The sequence below is a fragment of the Arsukibacterium sp. genome (assembly GCF_041616895.1).
Taxonomy (GTDB): Bacteria; Pseudomonadota; Gammaproteobacteria; order Enterobacterales; family Alteromonadaceae; genus Alishewanella.
Genome location: NZ_JBFJPY010000014.1, coordinates 25,739 through 47,598, shown reverse-complemented (window position 1 = coordinate 47,598; position 21,860 = coordinate 25,739). Strand labels below are relative to the sequence as shown.

Genomic DNA, 21,860 nt, shown 5'->3' with positions numbered 1-21,860 from the left:
CATCCGCTGGCCAAGGTAAAAGACGGTGAAAATGCCCTGGCAATTCATAGCCGTTATTATCAGCCGATCCCTTTCGTGCTGCGGGGCTATGGCGCCGGGGCTGCAGTAACCTCAGCGGGGGTGTTCAGTGATATTATGCGGACCCTAAGCTGGCAGCAGCAGGTGTAATAACCATGAAGAATTCTACGATAGCCCGTTATTTTGCGCCGGCCTCAACCGGCAACTTTTCTGTTGGTTTTGATTTACTCGGCGCTGCCTTTGAACCTGTAGCAGTGGGAGATACAAACGACGCTTTATTTGGCGATGTGCTGGAAATAACCGGCGAGCAGAGTGAGCTCAGCTTACAGATCAGCGGTCGTTACCGCCATCAGTTGCCTGCCGACAGCAGTACCAATTTAGTCTTAAGCTGTTTTTATGCCTTTGAGCAAGCGGTGGGCAAACCTTTACCCCGCTTAGCACTGCATTTACAGAAAAACCTGCCGGTGGGCAGTGGTCTGGGCTCCAGTGCCTGCTCAATAGTGGTAGCTTGTTATGGCTTTAATGACTATTTTGGCCAACCATTGAACCAGCAGCAATTACTGCAGTTAATGGCTGAGGCAGAAGGCGGAGTAAGTGGTAGCGTGCATTATGACAATGTTGCGCCAAGTTTGCTGGGTGGCCTGCAATTAATGTTGCCAGGTAGCAAAAATGTGTGCCGCACCTTGCCCTGGTTCAGCCATTGGCGGGTGGTATTAAGCTACCCAGGCACCGTATTGTCCACCAAGGCTGCCCGGGAGGTATTACCCCGGCAGTTAACGTTGGCAGACAGTATTGAATTTGCCGGCATGCTGAGTCGTTTTGTCAGTGCGTTATATTGTCAGGACGAACCTGAAGCCATTGCGGCGCTGCAGGACTTAGTGGCTGAGCCCGCCAGGACAACGCTTATCCCTGAGCTGCCTGCACTGCGCCAGGCATTGACGACAAAGGGAGTGCTGCACCTGGGGATCTCGGGTGCCGGACCAACCTTATTTGCGCTGTGTCCGGACGACGCTACCGCTGCTAACGCTGCCGCTTATTTGCAACAGCATTATGAAAAAAACGCCGATGCCTGCACCCGGATTTGCCAATTATCAACTGCCGGCGCCAGAGCACTGGCCCTGCAACCGGCCGACGACGGCCAGAGGATGTGACAATGCAACTAACAAATTTAAAAGTGGCCAGCGAACAGGTAAGTTTTTTACACGCGGTGCGCCAGGGCCTGGGTAAGCAGCAAGGTCTTTTTTTTCCAACCAGCTGGCCAAAGCTGGATATTGAGGCATTGTTAGCCATGCCATTAGTAGAGCGCAGCTGCAGCATTTTAGCGGCGTTAATTGGCGATGAGCTGCCGCAGGCTGAACTGCTGGCGATGGTTGACCGCGCGTTTACGTTCCCGGCACCGTTAGTGCAGGTAACGGATAATATCAGTGCACTGGAACTGTTTCACGGGCCAACATTAGCCTTTAAAGATTTTGGTGGCCGCTTTATGGCGCAGGCGCTTGCCAAAGCACAATCAGAGCCGACTACCATTGTTACCGCAACCTCGGGTGATACCGGGGCGGCGGTTGCCCATGCTTTTTACCGCCAGAGCGGGGTAAAAGTGGTTATTCTGTTTCCTAAAGGCAAAATCAGCAGCCTGCAGGAAAAGCTATTTACTACTCTGGGGGATAACATCACCACCCTGGCGGTGGACGGCGATTTTGACCAGTGTCAGGCTCTGGTAAAGCAGGTGTTCGATAATAAAAGCCTGGTAGACGAGTTTAATATTACCTCGGCTAACTCAATTAATATCAGCCGTTTATTTGCGCAAATTTGCTATTACTTTGAAGCACTAGCGCAGGTACCCGCGGCACAGCGTCAGCAAGTGGTTATTTCGGTACCCAGCGGTAATTTTGGTAATTTATGTGCCGGCCTTATTGCCAAAGCACTGGGCTTACCTATCAAACGTATTATTGCTGCCACCAACAGCAATGATACCGTGCCGCGCTACTGGCGCAGTCAGCAATGGCAACCGAAAGCGACCGTTGCCACCTTATCTAACGCGATGGATGTCAGTGCGCCCAACAACTGGCCACGAATAGAGGCATTGCTGGCACAGGGAGTGATCCAGCGTGACGATATTGAAGCGGTCGCGGTAGATGAAGATGACACCCAGCTTAGCGTGCGCCAGCTGTGGCAACTGGGCTATTTAAGTGAACCGCATGCGGCCGTTGCCTACAAAGCGTTGAAGCGCAGCCTGGCACCAGATGAGTTTGGTATTTTCTTTGGTACTGCCCACCCGGCGAAATTTAAAGAGCAGGTTGAGAACATTCTGGGTAATCCCATTCAGTTGCCAGCAGCGCTCGCTGCCTGTGCTGCTGAGTCTGGACTTAGCATCGATATTGCGGCAGACTTCTCAGCCTTAGAGCAGGTGATCAGGACCTTAGACCGCACATGACAGATTGGCAGCAAATATTGGGTGAGCAAAAGCAGCAGCCTTATTTTCAGGCGCTGCTCTCTGAGGTGGCAGCGACTCGCAGCGCCGGCACCATCATATATCCGCCTCAGGCTGATGTGTTTAATGCCTTTAAACTTACCGAGCTGACCCAGTTAAAAGTGGTGATACTAGGGCAGGACCCTTACCATGGTCCAAATCAGGCGCACGGTTTGGCGTTCTCGGTACGGGACGGCGTAAAAGTGCCGCCCTCCCTGGCCAATATTTATAAAGAACTGGCAATGGAATATGCTGACTTTACGCCACCAGGCCACGGTAATTTACAAAGCTGGGCAGAGCAGGGGGTATTGTTACTTAATACCGTGTTAACTGTTATTGCCAACCAGCCCAACTCGCACCGCAAGTTAGGTTGGGAGCAATTTACCGATCAGGTTATCGGCGCGATCAGCAAGCATTGTCAGGGCGTGATCTTTTTGCTGTGGGGCAGCCATGCTCAGAAAAAAGCACGATTTATTGACGGTGAGCGCCATCATATTCTGACCGCACCGCATCCTTCGCCATTATCAGCGCACCGTGGTTTTTTAGGCTGCGGCCATTTTTTGCAAACCAACAGCCTGCTGCAAAACAGCAACCGCGAGGCCATCAACTGGCTTTCGGTTTGCCGTTAGGACAGGTGTGCCGCCACAAAAAGTGATGGCTTAAGCTAAAACAGCAACGCCCAATCAATGATTGGGCGTTGGCGTTATAACTCGATATCGGCCAGCTCTGGCTCTATGGTCCAGTCCATATCGCATAGCTCTTTTTTCAGGCGATGGCGCTCTTTTAACTCTTCAATTTCGCGCCATTTACGCTTAACAGCTTTGGGTTTTGCTGCCGGGCGTTCCAACATGTTCAGTAATTCTTCGAAGCTTTCCATAATACGGCCTCTGCTGATGTTGTTGTTATTTTCAACGAAAGTTCTACCACACTTTGTTGCAAAATAAAATAGTTAAGTGACAACAGCATGACAGCTATGCAAAAATTTCAAAAAAATCGCTATGCTCACTATTGGTCAGTACAATAGATATTGCGGTAGATATTGCGGTAAAAATCCAAAAGGAACCGGCATGAAAAAAGTTGCTATTGTTACCGGTGGAAGCCAGGGTATTGGCTATGCCATCATTGAAAAATTGCTGGATGAGCAATACCAGGTGTTTAATCTGGATATTGTGAAAGGTGAGCGTGGTGAATACCGGCAGTGCGATGTGAGTCAGGTTGCAATGGTAAAACGCGTTATTCAGCAAATTCTGCTGGAAACTGGCCGGGTAGATTTATTAGTGTCAAATGCCGGTCGTCATATCAGTGCCGATATCGAAGCCACAGACGAAGCCACGCTGGATAGCTTGTTTGCGCTTAATGTCAAAGGCGCCTACGCCGCTGTGCAGGCAGTATTGCCGCAAATGCGCAGCCAGCACAGTGGTGCCATTGTGCTGATCGCCTCAGATCAGGCGCTGATCGCCAAGAAAAACTCTTTTGCTTATAACCTGAGTAAACATGCCCTGGCCTCCATGGCCAAAACAACCGCGCTGGATTATGCCCGTTTTAGTATCCGGGTGAATGCCGTCTGCCCGGGTACCATTGAAACGCCGTTGTTTCATCAGGCCATTGACCGCTACTGCGCCAATAGTGGTGCGGATAAAGCAGCAGTAGTGGCAGATGAAGCCGCAGAGCAACCATTGGGTCGCTTAGGGCAGCCAGCAGAAGTTGCGGCGCTGGTGGCCTTTCTGGCAAGTGACAATGCCCGTTTTATAACCGGTAGCCTGCAGGTTATTGATGGTGGTTATACTTGCCAGTGAACAATCAGGTTATGGAGATCATCGACCCGCATTTACATTTGTGGCAGCTTAGCGCAGGCGATTATCACTGGCTGCGAACCGGTAACGCACCTGTCTGGCCGGATAAAGCTTTGTTGCAAGGCGATTTTTCCGCAGCTGACTTGCAGCTGGCCCCACCGTTTCGTCTGGCCGGGCTGGTGCATATTGAGGCCGGTTTTGATAATCAGGTACCAGCGCGCGAACTTGCCTGGTTGGCGCAGCAAAAGGTTGCTATTGCGCACCGGGCAGTGGCATTTTTAGATTGCAGCCTGCCATTGGCGCAGGTGCTGGCTAATTTGCAGACGCTGCTGCCGTATCAGCCTGCTGGGGTACGGCATATTTTTGAAGGCGATGATGAGCGCTGGCTGCATGCGCCGCAGTTGCTGCAAGTCGCCCGTGAGTTAGCCCGGCATAACCTGTTGCTCGAAGTACAATGCACCCTGGCCAGCGCTAAAAACGTCGCCAGAATTGTGCAATTAGCAGAGGCGTTTCCTGATTTAAAGCTGGTGCTAAACCATGCGGGTTTAGTAACGCCTGATAATTTTTCTCTGTGGCAAACAGGCATACGCCAGTTGGCACCGCTGGCCAATGTCGCGATGAAATTATCTGGCTGGGAGCTGTTAAATGCAGGTCGCTACAGTATGGCAGAGTCTGCCTGGCAGCAGCAGGTATTCGCTGCCGTGCTACGTGAGTGGCCAGCGAAGCGGCTAATGCTAGCCAGTAATTTTCCGTTATGTTTGTGGCAGGGCAGTTATCAGCAGCTATGGCAAGGCTATCATCAGCTGCTTGAAAACCTGGGACTTAGCAAAACTGGCTGGCAGCAACTGAGTGCAGGAACAGCCAGAGCTTGGTATGGGTTTCCCGGTGGTTAAACAGCCATTGCTGGCTGTTTAACCAACATCGATTTTAACCTTTTATCTCCACCCGCTGTGAGCGCATCACAATCTCGTCGTTAAGCTCAATGCCGGTGCCTCCGATACGTCAAAAAAACCGTTTACAGGCTACTTTTCTTAATAATTTTAAGGAACTTACTAGAGAAGTATCAATCGCGGGTTTCAAATAAGTCCGTCTAGCCCATGCTTAACCGCACCTGCTAAGGATATAGATTCAAATGCCATCTGCAGCAGAAAGATATTTAATCTGTTAAGTAATTAAGCTCCATCCTTTAACAAGAAAATTATAAAAATTTAGTTTCCATAAATAAAATAGATAATTATATTTCTTAAAGGTTAATTTAGAGTATACAAATAATGAAAATATATATTTTATTGTTTTTAATTTTTTGTTCGCATTCTCTTTCGGCTTCAGAGCAACAAGACGATGTGGAGCATATTGTGGTAACGGGAACGCCTTTGGCACCATTGCCGAATAACTTAGATGTATTTGCTTTATTTCAACAACAATGGAATAACGATTTGTTGGCTGAGGGATTAAATGACAACTCGTATGTAGAGTCTACCAGCGATGACGATGATAAGGAGGCAGACTGCAACAATAATCCATCATCTGATAACCCAGTAATTTATTCATCTGGAGCTAAAACATTCACCCACAATGACATTCCTTCTCTAGGTCGGTCTCCTTTTTCAGTTACCCGTGTTTATAACTCTGCAATGGGATTGGGAGTCTTTGGCCGCGGGTGGTCGGCTAATATTGAAAACAAATTAACGTTTAAAACCTTTGGATCGGGAACGCGCTTAACCTGCCCTCCAACGAAGGACTGTAGTCAAGTAGGAGAACTGGTTAGTATTACTTTTCAGATTCAAGGTAATAGTTATACCTACTTTTGGGTGGACAGTAATAACCGCTGGGAAGATCGCAAACCAGAAACCATTGGGTACGCAGTTAAGAATGCTAATGGTACTTGGACCCGTTATGGTGATGATGGTTCGGTCGAGCATTATAACGCGGTCAGCGGCTATTCACAGACGAGCTTATTAACAGAAAGGTCTAACAGACATGGGCAAAAGCTTCGTTACACTTATATAAGTGGAAAGTTGTCAAGTATCACAGATGATTATAATAAATCACTCCGATTTTACTGGGTAGACTCAGTTATTTCGAAAATCACTACACCTGCGAATGTAAATTATATATATACCTACCTTAGCAATGGCAGGCTTAGTGACGTTACCTATCCAGAAGCAAAATATTCGTTGAAGTACCATTATGAGGATACAACCAAGCCTAATTTAATTACAGGAGTGTCGATAGGAGGAGCTCGCTATTCTGTTAATTCATATAATGCTAGTTCTAAAGTGTCAAAAAGTGGTTTAGCTGGAGGAGTAAATGAATCAACCTTTACATACACATCAGCCGCTACTACAGAAACTAATGCTCTTGGAGCCAACACGGTATTTAATTTTACAAATTCGCTCGGACGTAAACGTTTGACAAGTACTAACCGACCTGCGTCGGCATCATGTTCTGCAGCTATTGCTCATGCATCTTACAGTTTACAAGGGCATCAGATTTCTCGAACAGACTGGAATGGTAACTCAACCAAGTTAGCTTTTAACAGTGCGGGTCAAAAATTATCAGAAGTCACCAAAGATAATGTACTTATTCATTACACGCATACCCCCGACAACCAAATTGAAAGTGTTACCTGGTATCACAGCGCCCCAAGCAACTGTGTCGCAGGTACGTTTTGTGCAGCCGATTCAGGTAGCAAGTTACTAAGTAAAACTAACTATACTTACTATGACAATAATCATGCTGCTAAACGGCGGACAAAAACAGTAACGCAGGTCCAGTATCCTGAAAATGGCTTAACGTATGAAGAACGCACAAGTGAATACAGCTATGTTGTTTCGGGAAATAAGTTAATCAGTATGAGTGTTGATGGTCCGTTACCAGGTAACAGTGACGAAATATCAACACTTTTCGATAATGCCGGTAATATCCAAGAAATAACTAATAACTTGGGCCAAAAGCAAACCTTTGGCGATTATGATTTACGGGGGCTTCCTGGTTACAGTATTGATGCTAATAATGTTAAAACAGAGTTTCAGTATGACAACCGGGGAAATGTAACTACCGCTTCAAAATTTCTTGATTCCGGTACGCAAGTTACTTCGATAATTTACAACCGGTTTGGCAAGCCAGAGCTTGTTACTGCAAGCTCTGGTGCATACATAAAGTATTATTATGATTTTGCGGGTCGTTTAGTCCAGCAAAGGCTGCCAAGTACTCATGCCAGCGGCCAAATTCAGATAGTGGGAGACGAAGATTACTTGCATTTCTATTACGATAAGTTAAGTAATGTCACCCAGGTAAAGGCTGAAACAGAAATCGTTAAGCGGCAAGCAGTAAATCCTGGTGGCTCTAGGCCTGGTGGCGGGCTCACCTTCGTAAATATAGCGAGCTATGATGTTCATTACACAAAAAATAACGTGTACGACAACCTTGGTCTGCTGAATAATGTACCGGGTAATAATGGCCAGAGGTTAACCTATACCTATGACGGTAACCTCAATGTTAAAACCGTTACTGATGTATTAGGCAGAAAAACAACCTATACCTACGACAGCTCAAACAGGTTAAAAACAGCGACCAGACCGGATAATAAAATTGTTAGATATGATTACGATGTATTTGGCAATTTAGTTAAAGTAACTGACGCCAGAGCGAAGGTTACCCAATACACATACAATGTTTTTGGTGAACGGTTAACGCAAGTAAGTCCAGATACCGGTACAACTACTTACCTGTATGATCTGGGGCAGCTTAGTCAGATAATTCATCCAGATAATACTAGTACTTATTATTTCTACGATGGTGCTAACCGGGTCGAGCAGTTAAGTAGTGCGAGCGGAACCATCACTTACACATATGACAGTTGTACTTATGGCATCGGTCGCCTATGCCGTATCGATGACCCAAGTGGTAGCACTTCGTATCAGTACAATTCAGCAGGGCAGGTTACTCATACTACCACCGTAATACAAGGTAGCAGTTTTGCGGTTGTAAATCAGTTCGATGTCCATAGCCGTTTAAGTCAGGTTAATTACCCGGGTAACAGAAGTATTCGTTACAGCTATGATGCAGCTGACAGGCTTAACAAGATTGAAGCAGGTATAAATGGCACTTGGTCAACTGTAATTAGCCAGATGGATTACTTGCCTTTTGGTCAAAGTACCGGTTATGGCTATGGAAACGGCTTGTGGCATAACCGCAGTATCGACAATGATGCGCGGATACACAAAATTACCACCGATACCGTTCAGGACTTAACCTATAGCTACAATACGGTTAATGAAATGACGGATATCAGCAATCTTCGCAACTCCGCTGCAAGCCAAACCTATGGATATGACAATCTGTCACGGTTACGCAGTGCAAGTGCGACCGTCCGGTCAGAGTCCTGGTTGTACGACGACAATAGTAATCGTACGCAGACCACACTGGCAGGGGTGGTTTCCAGCCATACCACAGCCAGCAGCAGCAACCGGTTAACAAGTACAGCTAAGACAGGGTTAGCGAGGAGTTTTACTTACGATGGTCGGGGTAATGTAAAGCAATTAACGGCGGCAGATGGTGCAGCCTTAACGTTGACATATAATGGCTTGGGCCATGTAACCAGCCTTAAAAGAAATACCGTTACTACAAATTATCTTACCAATGGTTACAATCAGCGGGCGTACAAAAGTGGTGCTGGGGGCACATACCGTTATCTCTATGGTGCTGATGGCCAGTTAGTTGCAGAAACAGCAAGCGACAGTAATGTGCTGAACAGTATTTATATCCGCTTTGAGGGGCAAGTGGTCGGCGTAATCCGGGGTAGCAGCTTGCATTATGTGCATAACGACCATTTAGGCCGGGCAGAAGCCATTACCAATGCCAGCAAAGCCGTAGTATGGCGGGCGCACAACCTGGCGTTTGACCGGGTAGTGATAACCAACAGTATTGGAGGGTACCATCTGGGCTTTCCAGGCCAGTACTACGATATAGAGTCTGGTTTATGGTACAACTGGCATCGGTATTATGACGCCTCCATCGGCCGGTATTTGCAGAGCGACCCGATTGGTTTAGCGGGTGGGTTAAATACTTATGGGTATGTTGGGGGAAATCCTGTCAAATGGACTGACCCCACTGGTTTGGATTTAACAGTTTGCATTTATTCTGGGGCGGGCGGTTTTGGGCATGTTGGTATTGGTGTAAATACAAGTAGCACTAGAGGGTTTTATCCTGATGACAATGCTTCAGGTAGTCCGTTGACAGGTAAACCCGGAATTGTGTTATCTGATGATAGTAATAAACAACAATCTTGCAAAACAATGGAGACAACCAAAGAGCAGGATGATGCTGTTGCAAGCTTCATTAATAATTATCAGGGTGAGTACGTATTTACAGGCAACAATTGCGTTAACTTTGTTCGAAATGCTTTGGATTTAGCTGGAATTGAATCATCAACTACTATCCGTCCAAAACCTTTTTTCAGATCTCTACATAAGGAATGAAAATGCTTTTTTATATTGTAGTTGCTGGATTGATAGGGGGCACGATTCCTACAATTTGGCTAATTTTGTATTATTTTCATCCCAATGGAAAATCTTTTTTATTTGAGTTACCGGCTTGGGTGGAAACTGTATTTGTAGCCCTCTGTCCTGGCTCATTACTGCTGTTGTCTGATCCATTAGATAACAGTTACTCCACTCCTGTTATTGTAGTATTAACTAACGTCATTTTATACGGTTTAATTGGTCTACTACTTTGGGTGGGATGGTACCGAAGTAGAACTGTATTATTCGTGCTACTAGTTGTGTCACTGATTTATGTCTACAAAATTTACACTCTATAACAGACAAAGTGCTATCCCAGTATCTGAACAATACTGGGACAGTGAAAAACTAAGCTGGTATAACTATTTCCGGGATTATGACGCAACAACTGGCAGATACCTGCAGAGCGACCCGATAGGGTTAGCGGGTGGGTTTAATACTTATGGGTATGCTTCAAGCAATCCTATTACAAGGGTTGATAGCAGCGGTTTAAAAGACTGTGAGGCAAATGATAACTGCGTTGATAAGTGTCTTCAGGACAACTATGGTGAGTTTTATACTAATGTAAATCACTTTAACCCTTTAGGATTATTGTCAGTGGGCGTGCAGGCATATTCGAGTGTGACAGAAGCCTACGCAACTCCACGAATTAACCGAGGTTTATATACAAAATATGACGACAAGGGATTTTCTAATGCGGTGAGACAAGGTGGAGCCTTGAAAGTATTAAAAAGTGCAAATGCTGCAAGTGCGGTGGCAGCGTCCTTTGCATTGCCTTTTGTTGTTACTGCTAACATTGTGTGCGAACTGAGGTGTAGTTAATAATTATGAAATCAATTTTCAAGCTAGCTTCAGCACTTATTGGCGTTTATTTAATAATTTGTGGGCTATATTTTCTATTTTTCTCCGGTCGGGAAATGACATTTTTAGAACTTATATCGTTTTATGGCGCTATTTTTCTAGGAATGGTTTTTATAGCCTACACCTTCGGAATATTTGGTAAACGTAGCAAATTCTTTCATTGAGGAAACAACGTGGCCGTGCCTTGCTTGTTGGACGCGACCACTTAGGCCGGCCAGAAGTACTTACCAACCAAAGCAAAGCGGTAGTATGGCGGGCCAAGCTGGAAGCGTTTGACCGGTCGGTACTTACTACTAGCATTAATAATTTTATGATAGTTTTTCGTTGCTACGAGGCGTTATCTTGGTGAAAAATTGGGAATTAGGTGTCAGTAATATCGGGAAAGTAGCTAATAATATCCATATTTTTATGAGGCACAGCAATAATATCGATAATGCTGTTACCTATCAGGTAAAATATCACGTGCTGCCCTTGATGGAAGCTGTAATAACCTTCATGGACATCAGTGCGATGTTTGCCAAGCAGGGGATTTTCAGTAAGCCATTTAAAGCGCTTTTCGATCTGTTTTAAATAGTGGTTACGCTGCGCTTCGCCCCACGTTGTCTCAGTGTAGCGTCCAATATTTTTCAAGTCGTCCCTGGCACGAAAGGTAACCCGGTAAGTATTAGCTGTTGTTTGCGCCACTAAGTTCCAGCATCCAGTTCATCTATAAGCGAATCCATAGAGAAGCTTTCGACAAAAGTACCATTGTGGGCTTGTGTTGCACCTTCGGATAAATGCGCTCGTAACGCTTCCAGTTTGCTCTTACGTTCTTCCATGGCTCGCAGAGCATCGCGAACCACTTCACTGGCAGAACCATAACGGCCGCTGGACACTTCATTCTTAATGAACACTTCCCAATGCTCGCCTAAACTTAGACTTGTAGTTGCCAAGTGGCACCTCAGTTATATTCAAAATTAACAATTATGAATATAGTTTGTGCCCAAGTGTTAAGCAAGGACTAAACCATAAGTTTTCGGTTGGCCTACTCTTCGGTTCTTGATTAGTTGGGTTAAGTTAACCTAACCAAAAAAACAAAGCGTGACCCCGGGGTAGCTGGCTGGCAGCAACTAAGTGCCGGCGCAGCCAGAGCCTGGTACCGGCTTAATTCAAACTAACCAGCCGCTGCCAGGCTATTTAATCTCAACCCGCTGTGAGCGCATCACAATCTCGTCGTTAAGCTCTATGCCGATACCCGGCGCTTCAGATACCTGGAAAAAGCCATTTACCGGCTGCGGGTCCTGAATACACAGTTCGCGGTTCCACTTTTTAATGGCATAAGTATGGTGCTCATGAATTAAAAAGTTGGGTATGGCAGTTTCCAGGTGCAGCGCTGCGGCAGTTGCTACCGGGCCACCGCAAACGTGGGCCTGAATGCGTACGTCAAAAATATCGGCGTAGTCACAGACTTTTTTCGTTTCGGTAAAACCACCACAGAGGCCAATATCTGGCTGTAGTACGTCGATGCTTTGATCTTCTAAATAAGGCCGCACACCCCAGCGATTATACAGCCGCTCGCCACCGGCGATAGGTACCGCTACTTTATCGGCTACCTTGGCATGCAATGAATGGTTTAGATAATTCACTGGCTCTTCAAAGTACATGCAGTCGAATTCTTTGGCTATTTCGCCAATCTGAATGGCTGAGGTGGCACCTGGCAGGCTGTGGCATTCAAAAATAATATCCACTTCATCGCCTACGGCGTCACGAATGGCCTGCATTCTGGCCCGGTACAGCTTCATTTCGGTGCGGGAGATAATATTAGTGCGATCGTAGTAAGTGTTGCCGTCTTTATCGTACTGAATCGGGTCAACTTTTACGGCGTCATAACCCTCTGCAATGGCTTTTAGTGCGGCCTCAGCATATTGCTCGGGGTGAACCAGCGCTTTAAATTCCGGGCCCCAGTCGAACTGCAGTTGTGAGGCATAGGTACGCAACTTGTCGTTCACCTTACCACCTAACAGCTGATATACCGGTAAATTCAGGGCTTTACCTTTAATGTCCCATAGCGCAGTATCAATAGCGCTCATGGCTGAGTAGATAACCGGGCCGCCGCCTAAACCCCAGAAGCTTTCGCGTAGCATCCGTGACCAGAGTTTCTCGGTTTGAAACGGGTCATGGCCGATTAAAAAGGCCTCTGCCATTTCTTTTATCATCGCGGCTGCGGCGCTGTGGCCTAAATCGTAAGCCAGACCGGCTTCGCCCACGCCGCTGATGCCTTCGTCGGTATGAATGCGAACAAAAACCGGGGTCCAGGCCGGGCGATCGGGGCAAAAAATATCAAACACTTCTACGCGGGTAACTTTCATCGTAACTCCTGTTAGGTTTGCAACGGTTACTGAGCAAAACCGGGGGCAAGCCGGTAGGCTTTACGCAGCATCGCCGGCCAGGCTAATTGGCCACCAGTGCTGCCGCTGTGTACTACTTTGGCTTGCTGACTAATATTGTCGACTATCGGCTGGGCCACCGGGATCACCGGCTGGCCACTGGCTTGTAGCGCCAGTTGAATTTCACAGGCGCGCTGTAAATCATAAAAACGCATAAAGGCATCACCGACCGTTGGCCCGACTGTCAGGCCACCATGGTTCACCAGTAACATATGGTTATGCTGGCCTAAATCAGCTTGTAAGCGGGCCTTTTCATCCTGATTAACCGCTAAACCTTCATATTGATGATAGGCCAGGGAGCCTAACGAGAACATGGCGTATTGGCTTAGCGCCAGCAAGCCTTGCTGCTGGGTCGCCACCGCAATGGTTTCTTTGGTATGCAGGTGAATAACGCAATGCGCATCAGCGCGTACTTCGTGAATAGCACTGTGAATGGTAAAGCCAGCCGGGTTAATCTGAAAGGGCGTATCATCCAGAATATTGCCGTCTAAATCTACTTTCACCAGATTAGAGGCGGTAACTTCATCAAACGTTAAACCAAAAGCATTCACTAAATAATGGTTGGTACCCGGCAAGCGGGCGGACAAGTGAGTATAAATTAAATCGCCCCAGCGGTGATGCTCGACCAGCCGGTAGCAGGCAGCTAAATCCAGCCGCAGCTGCCACTCTTGTGCGCTGACCTTGTCGCGTAAATTAAGTTTGGGTAAAGGCTGCAAGGCTTACCTCCGGCAAACGGCCAGCGAAGCGCTGGCAAATAGATGTTCAGAAGTCTAAGGGAGTTACCAGTAGGGATCAATGCGGCTGCAGAAATAAAATCGCTGCAACTAACCATGTTGCAGCGACTGCTGGCAGTATTAACTTTTTTGAGCTAAACCTTAGTTCTGAGCAGCCATAAACTGCTTAATTAACGCGGCGGTAGAGCTGTCGAAACTGTCGCTGGCTTTACCGGTAAGCGCCTGATAAATCGGGCCGGATAATTGTTTACCGAGCTCAACACCCCACTGATCAAAGCTATTAAGTTGCCAAATCGCCCCCTGGCAAAATACTTTGTGCTCATACAAGGCGATTAATGCCCCTAAATAGAAGGGCGACAACTCCGGCAACAATAAAGTATTACTGGGTTTATTACCTGGCGATACTTTATGAGGCGCCAGTGTACTGGCTTCCTGCTGGCTCATGCCTTGCGCCAAACACTCAGCAGTGGCCTCTTCCAGCGTTTTTCCCTGCATTAGGGCCTGCGTTTGGGCAAAACAATGAGCAGCCAGGCGGTTATGCTGGTCTTTTAGTGGGTGCTTAACTTTTAACGGCAGGATAAAATCGGCTGGCACCGCTAAGGCACTCTGGTGTAACAACTGATGATAGGCATGCTGGCCATTGGTGCCGGCATCGCCCCAGATCACCGGTGCGCTGGCATAGGGCAGTGCTTTGCCATTGCGATCTACACCCTTACCATTACTTTCCATATCCAGTTGCTGCACATAAGAAGGCAACAAGCGTAAATAGTGGCTATATGGCAACAGTGCCTGTGCCTGGCAGCCATGGCCATTAATGTACCAGATACCAAGCAATGCCATAATTACCGGCATATTCTGCTCAAACGGGCTATTAAAGAAATGCTTATCCATTGCTTCGGCGCCTGCCAGCAGCTGCTTAAACTGCTGATTGCCAATCATCAGCGCAACCGGCAGACCAATTGCTGACCAGAGTGAATATCGGCCACCTACCCAGTCCCACATCGGCAGAATATTTTTCTGTTCAATACCAAATTCGGCGGCAGCAGTAATATTGGATGAGGCGGCCCAGAAGTGATGGGCAATGGCCTTTTTGTCAGCGCCATGCTCGGTAAACCATTGGCGGATAGCCAGGGCGTTTTGCTTGGTTTCTTCTGTGCCGAATGATTTCGATGCCACCACCACCAGTGTAGTAGCAGGATTTAGCCCCGCCAGAATATCGCTTACCACGGCGCCATCAATATTGCCGGCAAAATGTAATTTAACCGGGCTGCAGTGATAGGGCGTAAGCGCTTCAACTGCCATTTGCGGCCCTAGCAGCGAGCCTCCAATGCCGACCCAGATAAGATCGGTAACCGGATTACCCTGATAACCAAGATACTGTTGCTGGTGCAGCGTATCGACCAGCGCGGCCATTCTGGCACGGCATTCGGTAATTTGCTGGCCAATATCTTCGCCGTTCAAGGTTAATTCGGTTACATCTTGCTGACGCAAACGACAATGCCATACCGCTCGCTGCTCGGTATTGTTAATCGCGTCACCGTGTTGCATTTGCTGGCGCAGCTTATCAATACTGCTATCGGTTGCCAGTTGCTGCAGGGCTTGCCAACTGGCATCGTCAATTAGGTTTTTGGCATAATCCAGCGTTATACCACAGGCACTGGTGGTATAACGAGCTGTCCGCCCGGGATCATTTTTAAACGCCTCGCGTAAATGACCATCTTTTGTCAGCCGGGCAAGCTGACTTAGCTTAATAATCTGACCAGGCTCTTGGGTTAAACTGTCCGACATAAGCTGCTCCTGTGCTGCATCCATTCTTTACTAATCCTGACCGGGTTTATACCTGGCTGGCGATTAATTGTTCCAGCTTGCGTTGGTCAACGGCGAATTTGCGAATACCTTCAGCCAGCTTTTCCGTTGCCATCGCATCTTCGTTCAGCTGCCAGCGAAACTCACTTTCAGTAAGAGCGGCAGGCTTGGGCGTATTGGCGCCGCCATCGCGCAATTTTACATCCAGGCTACCTGTTTGCTTACTTAATTCATCCAGTAACCCCGGGCTAATGGTTAAGCGATCACACCCTGCTAATGCCAGTACTTCACCGGTATTGCGGAAACTGGCGCCCATCACCACCGTTGGGTAGCCATGTTCTTTGTAAAAATGATAAATATCACGCACCGACAGCACGCCCGGATCAGTTTCGGCGGTATAGTCTTGTTTGGTATTCGCTTTGTACCAATCGAGAATACGGCCGACAAACGGTGAAATAAGATATGCACCTGCCTCAGCACAGGCCCGGGCCTGTGCCATATGAAATAGTAAAGTAAGGTTACACTGAATACCTTGCTGCTCCAGCTGACGGGCGGCCTGAATACCTTCCCAGGTTGAGGCAACTTTAATCAGAATACGATCGGTGCTGATGCCATTCTGCTGATACAATTCGACCAGTTGCAGCGCCTTGGCTACCGTAGCCTCGGTATCAAAGGATAAACGTGCATCTACTTCTGTTGATACCCGGCCAGGAACCAGCTTACTGATGGCTGTGCCGACATCAACGGCAAATTTGTCGCAGGCTAATTCCAGCACGGCAGCGTCGTCATTGGCATGGGTTTTAGCATAACTAATGGCAGCTGACAGCATGGGCTTAGCAAAATCGAGCTGACTCGCGTTTAGTAAGAGTGATGGGTTAGTAGTGGCATCTACAGGCCGGAATTGCTCTATCGCACCCAAATCGCCACTATCTACCACCACGGTAGTCACCGCTTTAAGTTGACTTAATAAATCGCTCATATTGTTTAATTACCATTTTTTTAAAGTATTTTAGGGTTTATAACGCTTTCAAGCAATAAATGTAGGAATATTACTACAAAAGCGCCAGGGTGTGACCAGGTTGCCCGAATAATCGTTGCACCTGATCCGCTAAATTACTATATTGCCATGGCGCGAATAGGCGCCGTTCGTACCATTTCCCAGTTTACCGATCACCTTAGCACAGGACATAAATGATCTTACAAAGACGGTTCTATAAAAGTAAAAAATTGTTGCTGGTTGAAGATTGTGAACCGGTGCGTGCTTCGATCAAAGGTATGTTACAACAAATCGGTTTCACAGAGATTACTGCCGTTGCCGATGCCAGCGCTGGTCTGATGCAAGCAGAGCAGCAGCAGTTTGATTTTATTGTAGCGGATTTTCAGTTAGGAGATGGCAAAGACGCTAGTCAGTTTTTTGCTGAATTAAAATTACAGGGTTTGCTGAAGCCCGGTGCCTGCTTTGCCATTATTTCTGCCGAACCAGTGCGCCAGCCAGTGCATGGTGTATTAGGTGGGCAGCCAGATTGTTATTTACTGAAACCTTTTAGCTTCATCGAGTTAGAGAAAAAGTTGGCTAAAGCATTTCAAACCGCTATTGCATTACGCAAAGTGTATCAGGCGGCCATAGCTGAAGATTACCGTGGCGCGCTCGTGCACGCAGACGACGTGGTAAAACAACACCCGGCCCTTACCCTGCAAGCGCTGCGCTTAAAAGCTGAGGTGATGCTGATGGCAGGAGATGCGGCATCGGCCCTGGCACTTTATCAGTCTATTTGTCAGCAGCGTGACTTTAGTTGGGCCAGTCTTGGTCAGGCGCTGGCGTTAATTCAGCTGACACGTTATCAGGAGGCTACGGTTCAGTTACAAAGCCTGGCAAAGCTCGATGAGTTAAGGCCTGAAGCGCTGGCCTGTCTGGTGCAGCTGGCGTTGCTGCAAAACGAACTGGGCCAGGCAAAAGACGGGGTACATGAATTACTGCGATACAATGCAACGGATACCCTTTACCAGCAATATTATGGCAACTTATTGCATTTAACGGATGAAGATTCTGCCGCTGTCGATTATTGGCAGAAATTGCTGCGGCAATACCGTTTCTCGGCGTTTGATCATATTGAGCCTTATCTGGCGCTGAGTCGCAGTGTCTTGCGCTCCGCCCAGCTGGCAGATTTAGCCGGGTATAAGCAACTTTTACAGCAGTTTTTTGATACCCTGAGCAGCATTCCATTAAAGTTGTTGACCGGCCCTGGGGCGGCGCAGCAAAAAATATTGCTGGCTCATGGTTATTTGTTACGCGGCGAAGGCGCCAAAAGCGAACAACTGCTTTCGGAGGTGGACGCGGTAAAAATGCGATTGCCATTAAGTAGTTTAATGGATTTGGCCTGGTATTATTTTTCCGCTGACAATATCAAAGAGGTGAAGGTATTGCTGCAACAAGCCGGCATGCTCGCCGAAACCTTAAGCAAGAGTGGCCAGGGTATTGCGCCGCTGTTAGTCAAACACTTTACCAAAATGCTGGCGGCGCGAACTCAGCAACTACGACAGTGGCAGCAACTAGGTACTGAGCAACTGCAGGACAATACGCTCAAAGCGGCGTTGCAAAGCCTGCGTAGTGCCTTTTTGCTCTGTCCGGCGCATCGGACAACCGCCCTTAATCTGGTGCAGGTGCTTGGTATGTTGCCTGCTCATAAGGCTTTAGTTTCTTTAGCTGCTGCGGCGTTGGGGCAATTAAACAGCTGCGCACTGAGCAGTGCTGAACGTAGCAGATTAACGACTTTAACCAATAATTTATCAGAGCTTTATCTGGACTAGCCGGCGCGAGGCGGCGTAGTTACCTTAGCGATTTTGAATAAGTAATACAGGTGCTTTTTATGTTGATGGTTGTATCTCCCGCAAAAGATCTTGATGCCAATCCCGTTTCATTAAAACTGGCAACCACTAAGCCGGCGTTATTGCCACAAGCGGCAGAGCTGGCAGCACTGTGCAAGCAGCTTAGCCCGGCAGAGCTGGGTTCACTAATGCATATCAGCGACAAGCTGGCCGGTTTAAATGCCGCCCGCTTTAGCGAGTGGCAGCCAGATTACACCGAAAATGAGGCAAAAGCGGCGTTGTTTATGTTTAACGGCGATGTTTATCAGGGCCTGGATGCCGCAAGTTTAACCACGTCAGAGCTTGAGTTCAGTCAGCAGCACCTGCGTATTTTAAGTGGTCTGTATGGCGTGTTACGTCCACTGGACCTTATGCTGCCATACCGGCTGGAAATGGGCACCAAATTAGCCAATGCCTCAGGCAAAGACTTATATGCGTTCTGGCAGCGGCAAATTACTGAGAATCTTAATAATCAGCTAACTGAAATTAACACTGATGTGCTGCTTAATCTGGCATCGCAAGAATACTTTAAAGCGGTTAAACCTAAAGCGCTGCAAGCCAAAGTGGTTACCCCCATATTTAAAGACTATAAAAATGGCCAGTATAAAATCATCAGCTTCTTTGCCAAAAAAGCCCGCGGCCTGATGGCGCGCTTCGTTATTCAACAGCAACTCACTGACTCTAAAGCTATTAACGATTTTAACCTGGCGGGTTACCAGTATAGTCGCGAAGATTCAACCGCAGATAAACCGGTGTTTTTGCGCCAGCAGCCAGAATAATTACCCAAAGGTGGCAGAAGGCGCTTAGGCTTTGCTGACATTTTTGCTAAAATGGCAGCCTGTCTGTTGTTGAGCCTTTAGCATGAAATTTCCCGGCCTGCGTAAAATTAAACATTACTTTCCTGTATCTCAGCCAAAGCCACAATTGCCAAGCTTTGAAGTACGCCCTGAACTGGACACCTACATTGTAGGCCTGGACCAAACCATTGTTGATGTGGTCGCCAGCGTCACTGACGATTTTTTGACTCGTTACGATATTCAAAAAGGGCTTTCCAATCTGGTGGAGCATGCTACGGCTAATGCGATTTATCAGGAATTGGTCAGTAAGCAGGCGATATCAGATCATTTTGCCGGTGGCACTATTGGTAACACCATACATAACTATTCCGTGCTCGCAGACGATAAGTCAGTATTACTTGGGGTGATGTCTGCCAATATTGCCCTGGGATCGCCGGCTTATCATTATGTTTGCCATACCAGCTCAAAAGTAGATATGAACCATTTACAGGGAGTGGCCGGCGATATTGGCCGCGGTATTACCATGATCACCCCGGATGGTGAACGCACCTTTGTTATCGATCCCAGTGATATGGATCAACTGGAACCGGACTATATTCCCACTGACATTATTGCCGCTTCTTCCGCTTTTGTGGTTAGTGCTTATCCGCTTCGGGCAACCAATCAGCCGATTCAGCGGGCCATGCACAAGGCGCTGGAAGATGCCAAAGCACATGATGTTCCGGTAGTTATGAGCTTAGGTACCCGGCATTTGGTAGAAGAAAACCGCGAGCAAATTATCAGTACCATTAAAAATTACGTTAATGTGCTGGCGATGAACGAGTTGGAAGCCGAAGCGCTGACTGGTTTTGCTGACCCGTTAAAAGCAGCGGAAGCCATTCTGGACCATACCGATATGGTGTTGATCACCGCCGGAGCTGAGGGCCTGTATTTATGCGGCCATACTGATGACAGCGTAAAACGGGAAAGCAGTAACCCGATTAAGTCGGCCAGCCTGGCCGACTTTAACCAATATGAATTCAGCCGGCCGATGCTACGCAAATACTGTGAGCAACCCATCAAGGTGTATTCGCATATTGACCCTTACCTGGGCGGGCCAGAGCGGATTAAAAACACCAATGGTGCCGGCGATGGTGCGCTGTCGGCCATTTTGCATGATATGGCAGCCAATCATTTTCATAAGCAGGTGCAGCCGTTATCCGGTAAGCATGAAATGCCGTATCTGGCGTATTCCAGTTTTGCCCAGATTTGTAAGTATGCTAACCGGGTAAGTTATGAGATTCTGGTGCAGAACGCCCCACGCTTATCGAAAGGCTTACCCGAGCGGGAAGACAGCCTGGAAGAAGCGTACTGGGAGAGATAATAAATAGGCCCCGCGAAGCGGGGCCTATTTATTATTGAAATACGCTGTTTAACATCCGGAAGGTGCCGGCGTCCGCATCCATTTCAACCGGGGCGCCGTGTGGCACAATAAACTGTCTGCTGATATGGCCAATCATTGCGCCGCGGTAGGCAGGAATATTCAGCGGCTTAATATGGTCATCGAATATCTGATCCATGGTGAGCCAGCCAAAGCCGCCCCCTGGCCTGCAGGCGGTGCACTCGCCAAAAATAAAGCCGGCAATTTTGTCCAGCGCGCCCATCAGTTTTAGGGTGCTAAGCATACGGTCAATGCGGTAGGGGGCTTCTTCGACATCTTCTAAGAATAATATTTTACCGCTAAAGTCGGGCAAGTAGGGTGAACCCGCTAACGCTGTTAATACCGTTAAGTTACCGCCCATTAACTGCCCTCGCACTTTGCCGCCGGTAATCGTTTCTATCCGGTTTTGCCGCGGTACTAACTCATCTTTGGCATTCAGCTCATTTTGGTACAGCATTTGTTCACGCTGAAAAAACACCCGCTGAAACTGATCGGCATTAAAGCTGTTCCAGCTGCCGGTGCCATTTGGGCCATGAAAGGTAACCAGCCCGGTTTGGGCATGAATCGCATTGTGCAATGCGGTAATGTCAGAGTAACCGAGCAATACTTTGGGGTTGCGTTTAATAAGCGGGTAGTCAAGCAGTGGCAGCAACCTTGCAGCGCCAGAGCCACCGCGCAGGCAAATAATGGCCTTTACTTGCGGGTCGGCGAACATGGCATTGATATCACTGGCGCGCTCAAGATCGGTGCCGGCCAGATGGCCGCGGCGGTTTTCTAGGTGCTGGCCCAGCTTTACCTTAAAGCCAAGTGCCTGCAGCACTTCAGTGGCTATTTGCACATCAAGCCGTTCATCGGTCGCTTTTGACGGGCTGACCAACGCAACGGTATCGCCGGGGTTGAGCATGTTGGGCAGAACAATACCCGCATGGGTCGTACTTACCGTGTTACTTATTGCCGCGCAGCTACTAAGAGGGATAAGTCCGAGCGGTAAAGCGGTGAGAGCCAGTGCGCTGGATTGCAAGAATTGGCGTTTATTCATGTTTCAATGCCCTTTAGTAATAAATTATTCCTAATTTATCGCTATTGATAGCATGCTTTGGCAATAAATGCAGCAAACTGGGTTAAAAATCGCCAGTGTGCTGCAA

At 47.7% G+C, this 21,860-nt stretch carries 19 protein-coding genes; 11 read left to right on the top strand and 8 right to left on the bottom strand.

The annotated features are described in order from the left end of the window. Positions 1–6 precede the first annotated feature (6 nt). The 4 genes from ABY802_RS04390 to ung are packed head-to-tail and all read left to right on the top strand — an operon-like array spanning position 7 to position 3,117. Entirely contained in the window at positions 7–168 is a 162-nt protein-coding gene (locus ABY802_RS04390; RefSeq protein ID WP_372625795.1) for a hypothetical protein, read from the top strand. A 5-nt stretch (positions 169–173) separates the two neighbouring features. Continuing rightward, the gene (thrB, locus tag ABY802_RS04385; protein ID WP_372625791.1) at positions 174–1,169 is read left to right on the top strand and encodes a homoserine kinase; all 996 of its coding nucleotides are present in this window, start codon (positions 174–176) and stop codon (positions 1,167–1,169) included. Positions 1,170–1,171: 2 nt separating this feature from the next. Beyond that, positions 1,172–2,452, top strand: coding sequence for a threonine synthase (thrC, locus tag ABY802_RS04380; protein ID WP_372625790.1), 1,281 nt, complete (start codon positions 1,172–1,174; stop codon positions 2,450–2,452). Continuing rightward, positions 2,449–3,117, top strand: coding sequence for a uracil-DNA glycosylase (ung, locus tag ABY802_RS04375; protein WP_372625789.1), 669 nt, complete (start codon positions 2,449–2,451; stop codon positions 3,115–3,117). The genes thrC and ung overlap by 4 nt, the downstream gene beginning before the upstream one ends. 74 nt (positions 3,118–3,191) lie before the next feature. Here the strand turns inward: ung and ABY802_RS04370 are convergent, their stop codons facing one another. Continuing rightward, positions 3,192–3,365, bottom strand: coding sequence for a DUF3545 family protein (locus ABY802_RS04370; RefSeq protein ID WP_290619057.1), 174 nt, complete (start codon positions 3,363–3,365; stop codon positions 3,192–3,194). Between the two features lie 190 nt (positions 3,366–3,555). Between ABY802_RS04370 and ABY802_RS04365 the strand changes: the two genes are divergently transcribed. The 4 genes from ABY802_RS04365 to ABY802_RS04350 all read left to right on the top strand — a co-directional run bounded on the left by ABY802_RS04365 (position 3,556) and on the right by ABY802_RS04350 (position 10,628). Further along, complete coding sequence (locus ABY802_RS04365; protein ID WP_372625788.1) at positions 3,556–4,284, top strand: SDR family NAD(P)-dependent oxidoreductase; 729 nt, start codon at positions 3,556–3,558, stop codon at positions 4,282–4,284. An 11-nt stretch (positions 4,285–4,295) separates the two neighbouring features. Next, a complete protein-coding gene (locus ABY802_RS04360) occupies positions 4,296–5,174 on the top strand; it encodes an amidohydrolase (RefSeq protein ID WP_372625793.1) in 879 nt (292 codons plus the stop codon). Between the two features lie 378 nt (positions 5,175–5,552). Beyond that, positions 5,553–9,764, top strand: a complete 4,212-nt coding sequence (locus ABY802_RS04355; RefSeq protein ID WP_372625787.1) for an RHS repeat-associated core domain-containing protein — start codon at positions 5,553–5,555, stop codon at positions 9,762–9,764. A 315-nt stretch (positions 9,765–10,079) separates the two neighbouring features. After that, a complete protein-coding gene (locus tag ABY802_RS04350; RefSeq protein WP_372625786.1) occupies positions 10,080–10,628 on the top strand; it encodes an RHS repeat-associated core domain-containing protein in 549 nt (182 codons plus the stop codon). A 399-nt stretch (positions 10,629–11,027) separates the two neighbouring features. Here ABY802_RS04350 and ABY802_RS04345 read toward each other — a convergent pair whose 3' ends face one another. From ABY802_RS04345 to tal, 6 genes are all read right to left on the bottom strand, one after another. Then, a complete protein-coding gene (locus ABY802_RS04345) occupies positions 11,028–11,351 on the bottom strand; it encodes a type II toxin-antitoxin system RelE/ParE family toxin (protein WP_372625785.1) in 324 nt (107 codons plus the stop codon). After that, positions 11,351–11,599 carry a type II toxin-antitoxin system ParD family antitoxin gene (locus ABY802_RS04340; RefSeq protein WP_372625784.1) on the bottom strand — a complete coding sequence of 83 codons (249 nt, stop codon included), beginning with the start codon at positions 11,597–11,599 and terminating at the stop codon, positions 11,351–11,353. Before ABY802_RS04340 ends, ABY802_RS04345 begins: the two co-directional genes overlap by 1 nt. Positions 11,600–11,839: 240 nt before the next feature. Further along, positions 11,840–13,015, bottom strand: a complete 1,176-nt coding sequence (locus ABY802_RS04335; RefSeq protein ID WP_372625783.1) for a mandelate racemase/muconate lactonizing enzyme family protein — start codon at positions 13,013–13,015, stop codon at positions 11,840–11,842. A gap of 26 nt (positions 13,016–13,041) precedes the next feature. After that, the gene (locus ABY802_RS04330) at positions 13,042–13,809 is read right to left on the bottom strand and encodes a class II aldolase/adducin family protein (protein ID WP_372625782.1); all 768 of its coding nucleotides are present in this window, start codon (positions 13,807–13,809) and stop codon (positions 13,042–13,044) included. A 159-nt stretch (positions 13,810–13,968) separates the two neighbouring features. Then, positions 13,969–15,615: a glucose-6-phosphate isomerase gene (pgi, locus tag ABY802_RS04325; protein ID WP_372625781.1), complete on the bottom strand. Its 1,647-nt coding sequence runs from the start codon at positions 15,613–15,615 to the stop codon at positions 13,969–13,971. A gap of 46 nt (positions 15,616–15,661) precedes the next feature. Then, the gene (tal, locus tag ABY802_RS04320; RefSeq protein ID WP_372625780.1) at positions 15,662–16,612 is read right to left on the bottom strand and encodes a transaldolase; all 951 of its coding nucleotides are present in this window, start codon (positions 16,610–16,612) and stop codon (positions 15,662–15,664) included. A 212-nt stretch (positions 16,613–16,824) separates the two neighbouring features. On the opposite strand from tal, the gene ABY802_RS04315 reads away from it, so the two are divergent. The 3 genes from ABY802_RS04315 to ABY802_RS04305 all read left to right on the top strand — a co-directional run bounded on the left by ABY802_RS04315 (position 16,825) and on the right by ABY802_RS04305 (position 20,658). Next, a complete protein-coding gene (locus ABY802_RS04315) occupies positions 16,825–18,441 on the top strand; it encodes a response regulator (RefSeq protein ID WP_372625779.1) in 1,617 nt (538 codons plus the stop codon). A 59-nt stretch (positions 18,442–18,500) separates the two neighbouring features. Continuing rightward, positions 18,501–19,277, top strand: coding sequence for a peroxide stress protein YaaA (gene yaaA, locus ABY802_RS04310; RefSeq protein WP_372625778.1), 777 nt, complete (start codon positions 18,501–18,503; stop codon positions 19,275–19,277). 82 nt (positions 19,278–19,359) lie between these two features. Continuing rightward, positions 19,360–20,658 (top strand): inosine/guanosine kinase, encoded by a 1,299-nt coding sequence (locus tag ABY802_RS04305; protein ID WP_372625777.1) that lies wholly within the window; start codon positions 19,360–19,362, stop codon positions 20,656–20,658. 31 nt (positions 20,659–20,689) lie between these two features. On the opposite strand, the gene ABY802_RS04300 is transcribed toward ABY802_RS04305, so the two are convergent. Continuing rightward, positions 20,690–21,754 (bottom strand): LD-carboxypeptidase, encoded by a 1,065-nt coding sequence (locus ABY802_RS04300; protein ID WP_372625776.1) that lies wholly within the window; start codon positions 21,752–21,754, stop codon positions 20,690–20,692. Positions 21,755–21,860 lie beyond the last annotated feature (106 nt).

Excerpts from the sequence above, each read along its gene's own strand:
- thrB (WP_372625791.1), top strand. The coding sequence starts at position 174 with ATGAAGAATTCTACGATAGCCCGTTATTTTGCGCCGGCCTCAACCGGC.
- thrC (WP_372625790.1), top strand. The coding sequence starts at position 1,172 with ATGCAACTAACAAATTTAAAAGTGGCCAGCGAACAGGTAAGTTTTTTA.
- ung (WP_372625789.1), top strand. The coding sequence starts at position 2,449 with ATGACAGATTGGCAGCAAATATTGGGTGAGCAAAAGCAGCAGCCTTAT.
- ABY802_RS04370 (WP_290619057.1), bottom strand. The coding sequence starts at position 3,365 with ATGGAAAGCTTCGAAGAATTACTGAACATGTTGGAACGCCCGGCAGCA.
- ABY802_RS04365 (WP_372625788.1), top strand. The coding sequence starts at position 3,556 with ATGAAAAAAGTTGCTATTGTTACCGGTGGAAGCCAGGGTATTGGCTAT.
- ABY802_RS04360 (WP_372625793.1), top strand. The coding sequence starts at position 4,296 with ATGGAGATCATCGACCCGCATTTACATTTGTGGCAGCTTAGCGCAGGC.
- ABY802_RS04355 (WP_372625787.1), top strand. The coding sequence starts at position 5,553 with ATGAAAATATATATTTTATTGTTTTTAATTTTTTGTTCGCATTCTCTT.
- ABY802_RS04350 (WP_372625786.1), top strand. The coding sequence starts at position 10,080 with ATGTCTACAAAATTTACACTCTATAACAGACAAAGTGCTATCCCAGTA.
- ABY802_RS04335 (WP_372625783.1), bottom strand. The coding sequence starts at position 13,015 with ATGAAAGTTACCCGCGTAGAAGTGTTTGATATTTTTTGCCCCGATCGC.
- pgi (WP_372625781.1), bottom strand. The coding sequence starts at position 15,615 with ATGTCGGACAGTTTAACCCAAGAGCCTGGTCAGATTATTAAGCTAAGT.
- tal (WP_372625780.1), bottom strand. The coding sequence starts at position 16,612 with ATGAGCGATTTATTAAGTCAACTTAAAGCGGTGACTACCGTGGTGGTA.
- ABY802_RS04315 (WP_372625779.1), top strand. The coding sequence starts at position 16,825 with ATGATCTTACAAAGACGGTTCTATAAAAGTAAAAAATTGTTGCTGGTT.
- yaaA (WP_372625778.1), top strand. The coding sequence starts at position 18,501 with ATGTTGATGGTTGTATCTCCCGCAAAAGATCTTGATGCCAATCCCGTT.
- ABY802_RS04305 (WP_372625777.1), top strand. The coding sequence starts at position 19,360 with ATGAAATTTCCCGGCCTGCGTAAAATTAAACATTACTTTCCTGTATCT.
- ABY802_RS04300 (WP_372625776.1), bottom strand. The coding sequence starts at position 21,754 with ATGAATAAACGCCAATTCTTGCAATCCAGCGCACTGGCTCTCACCGCT.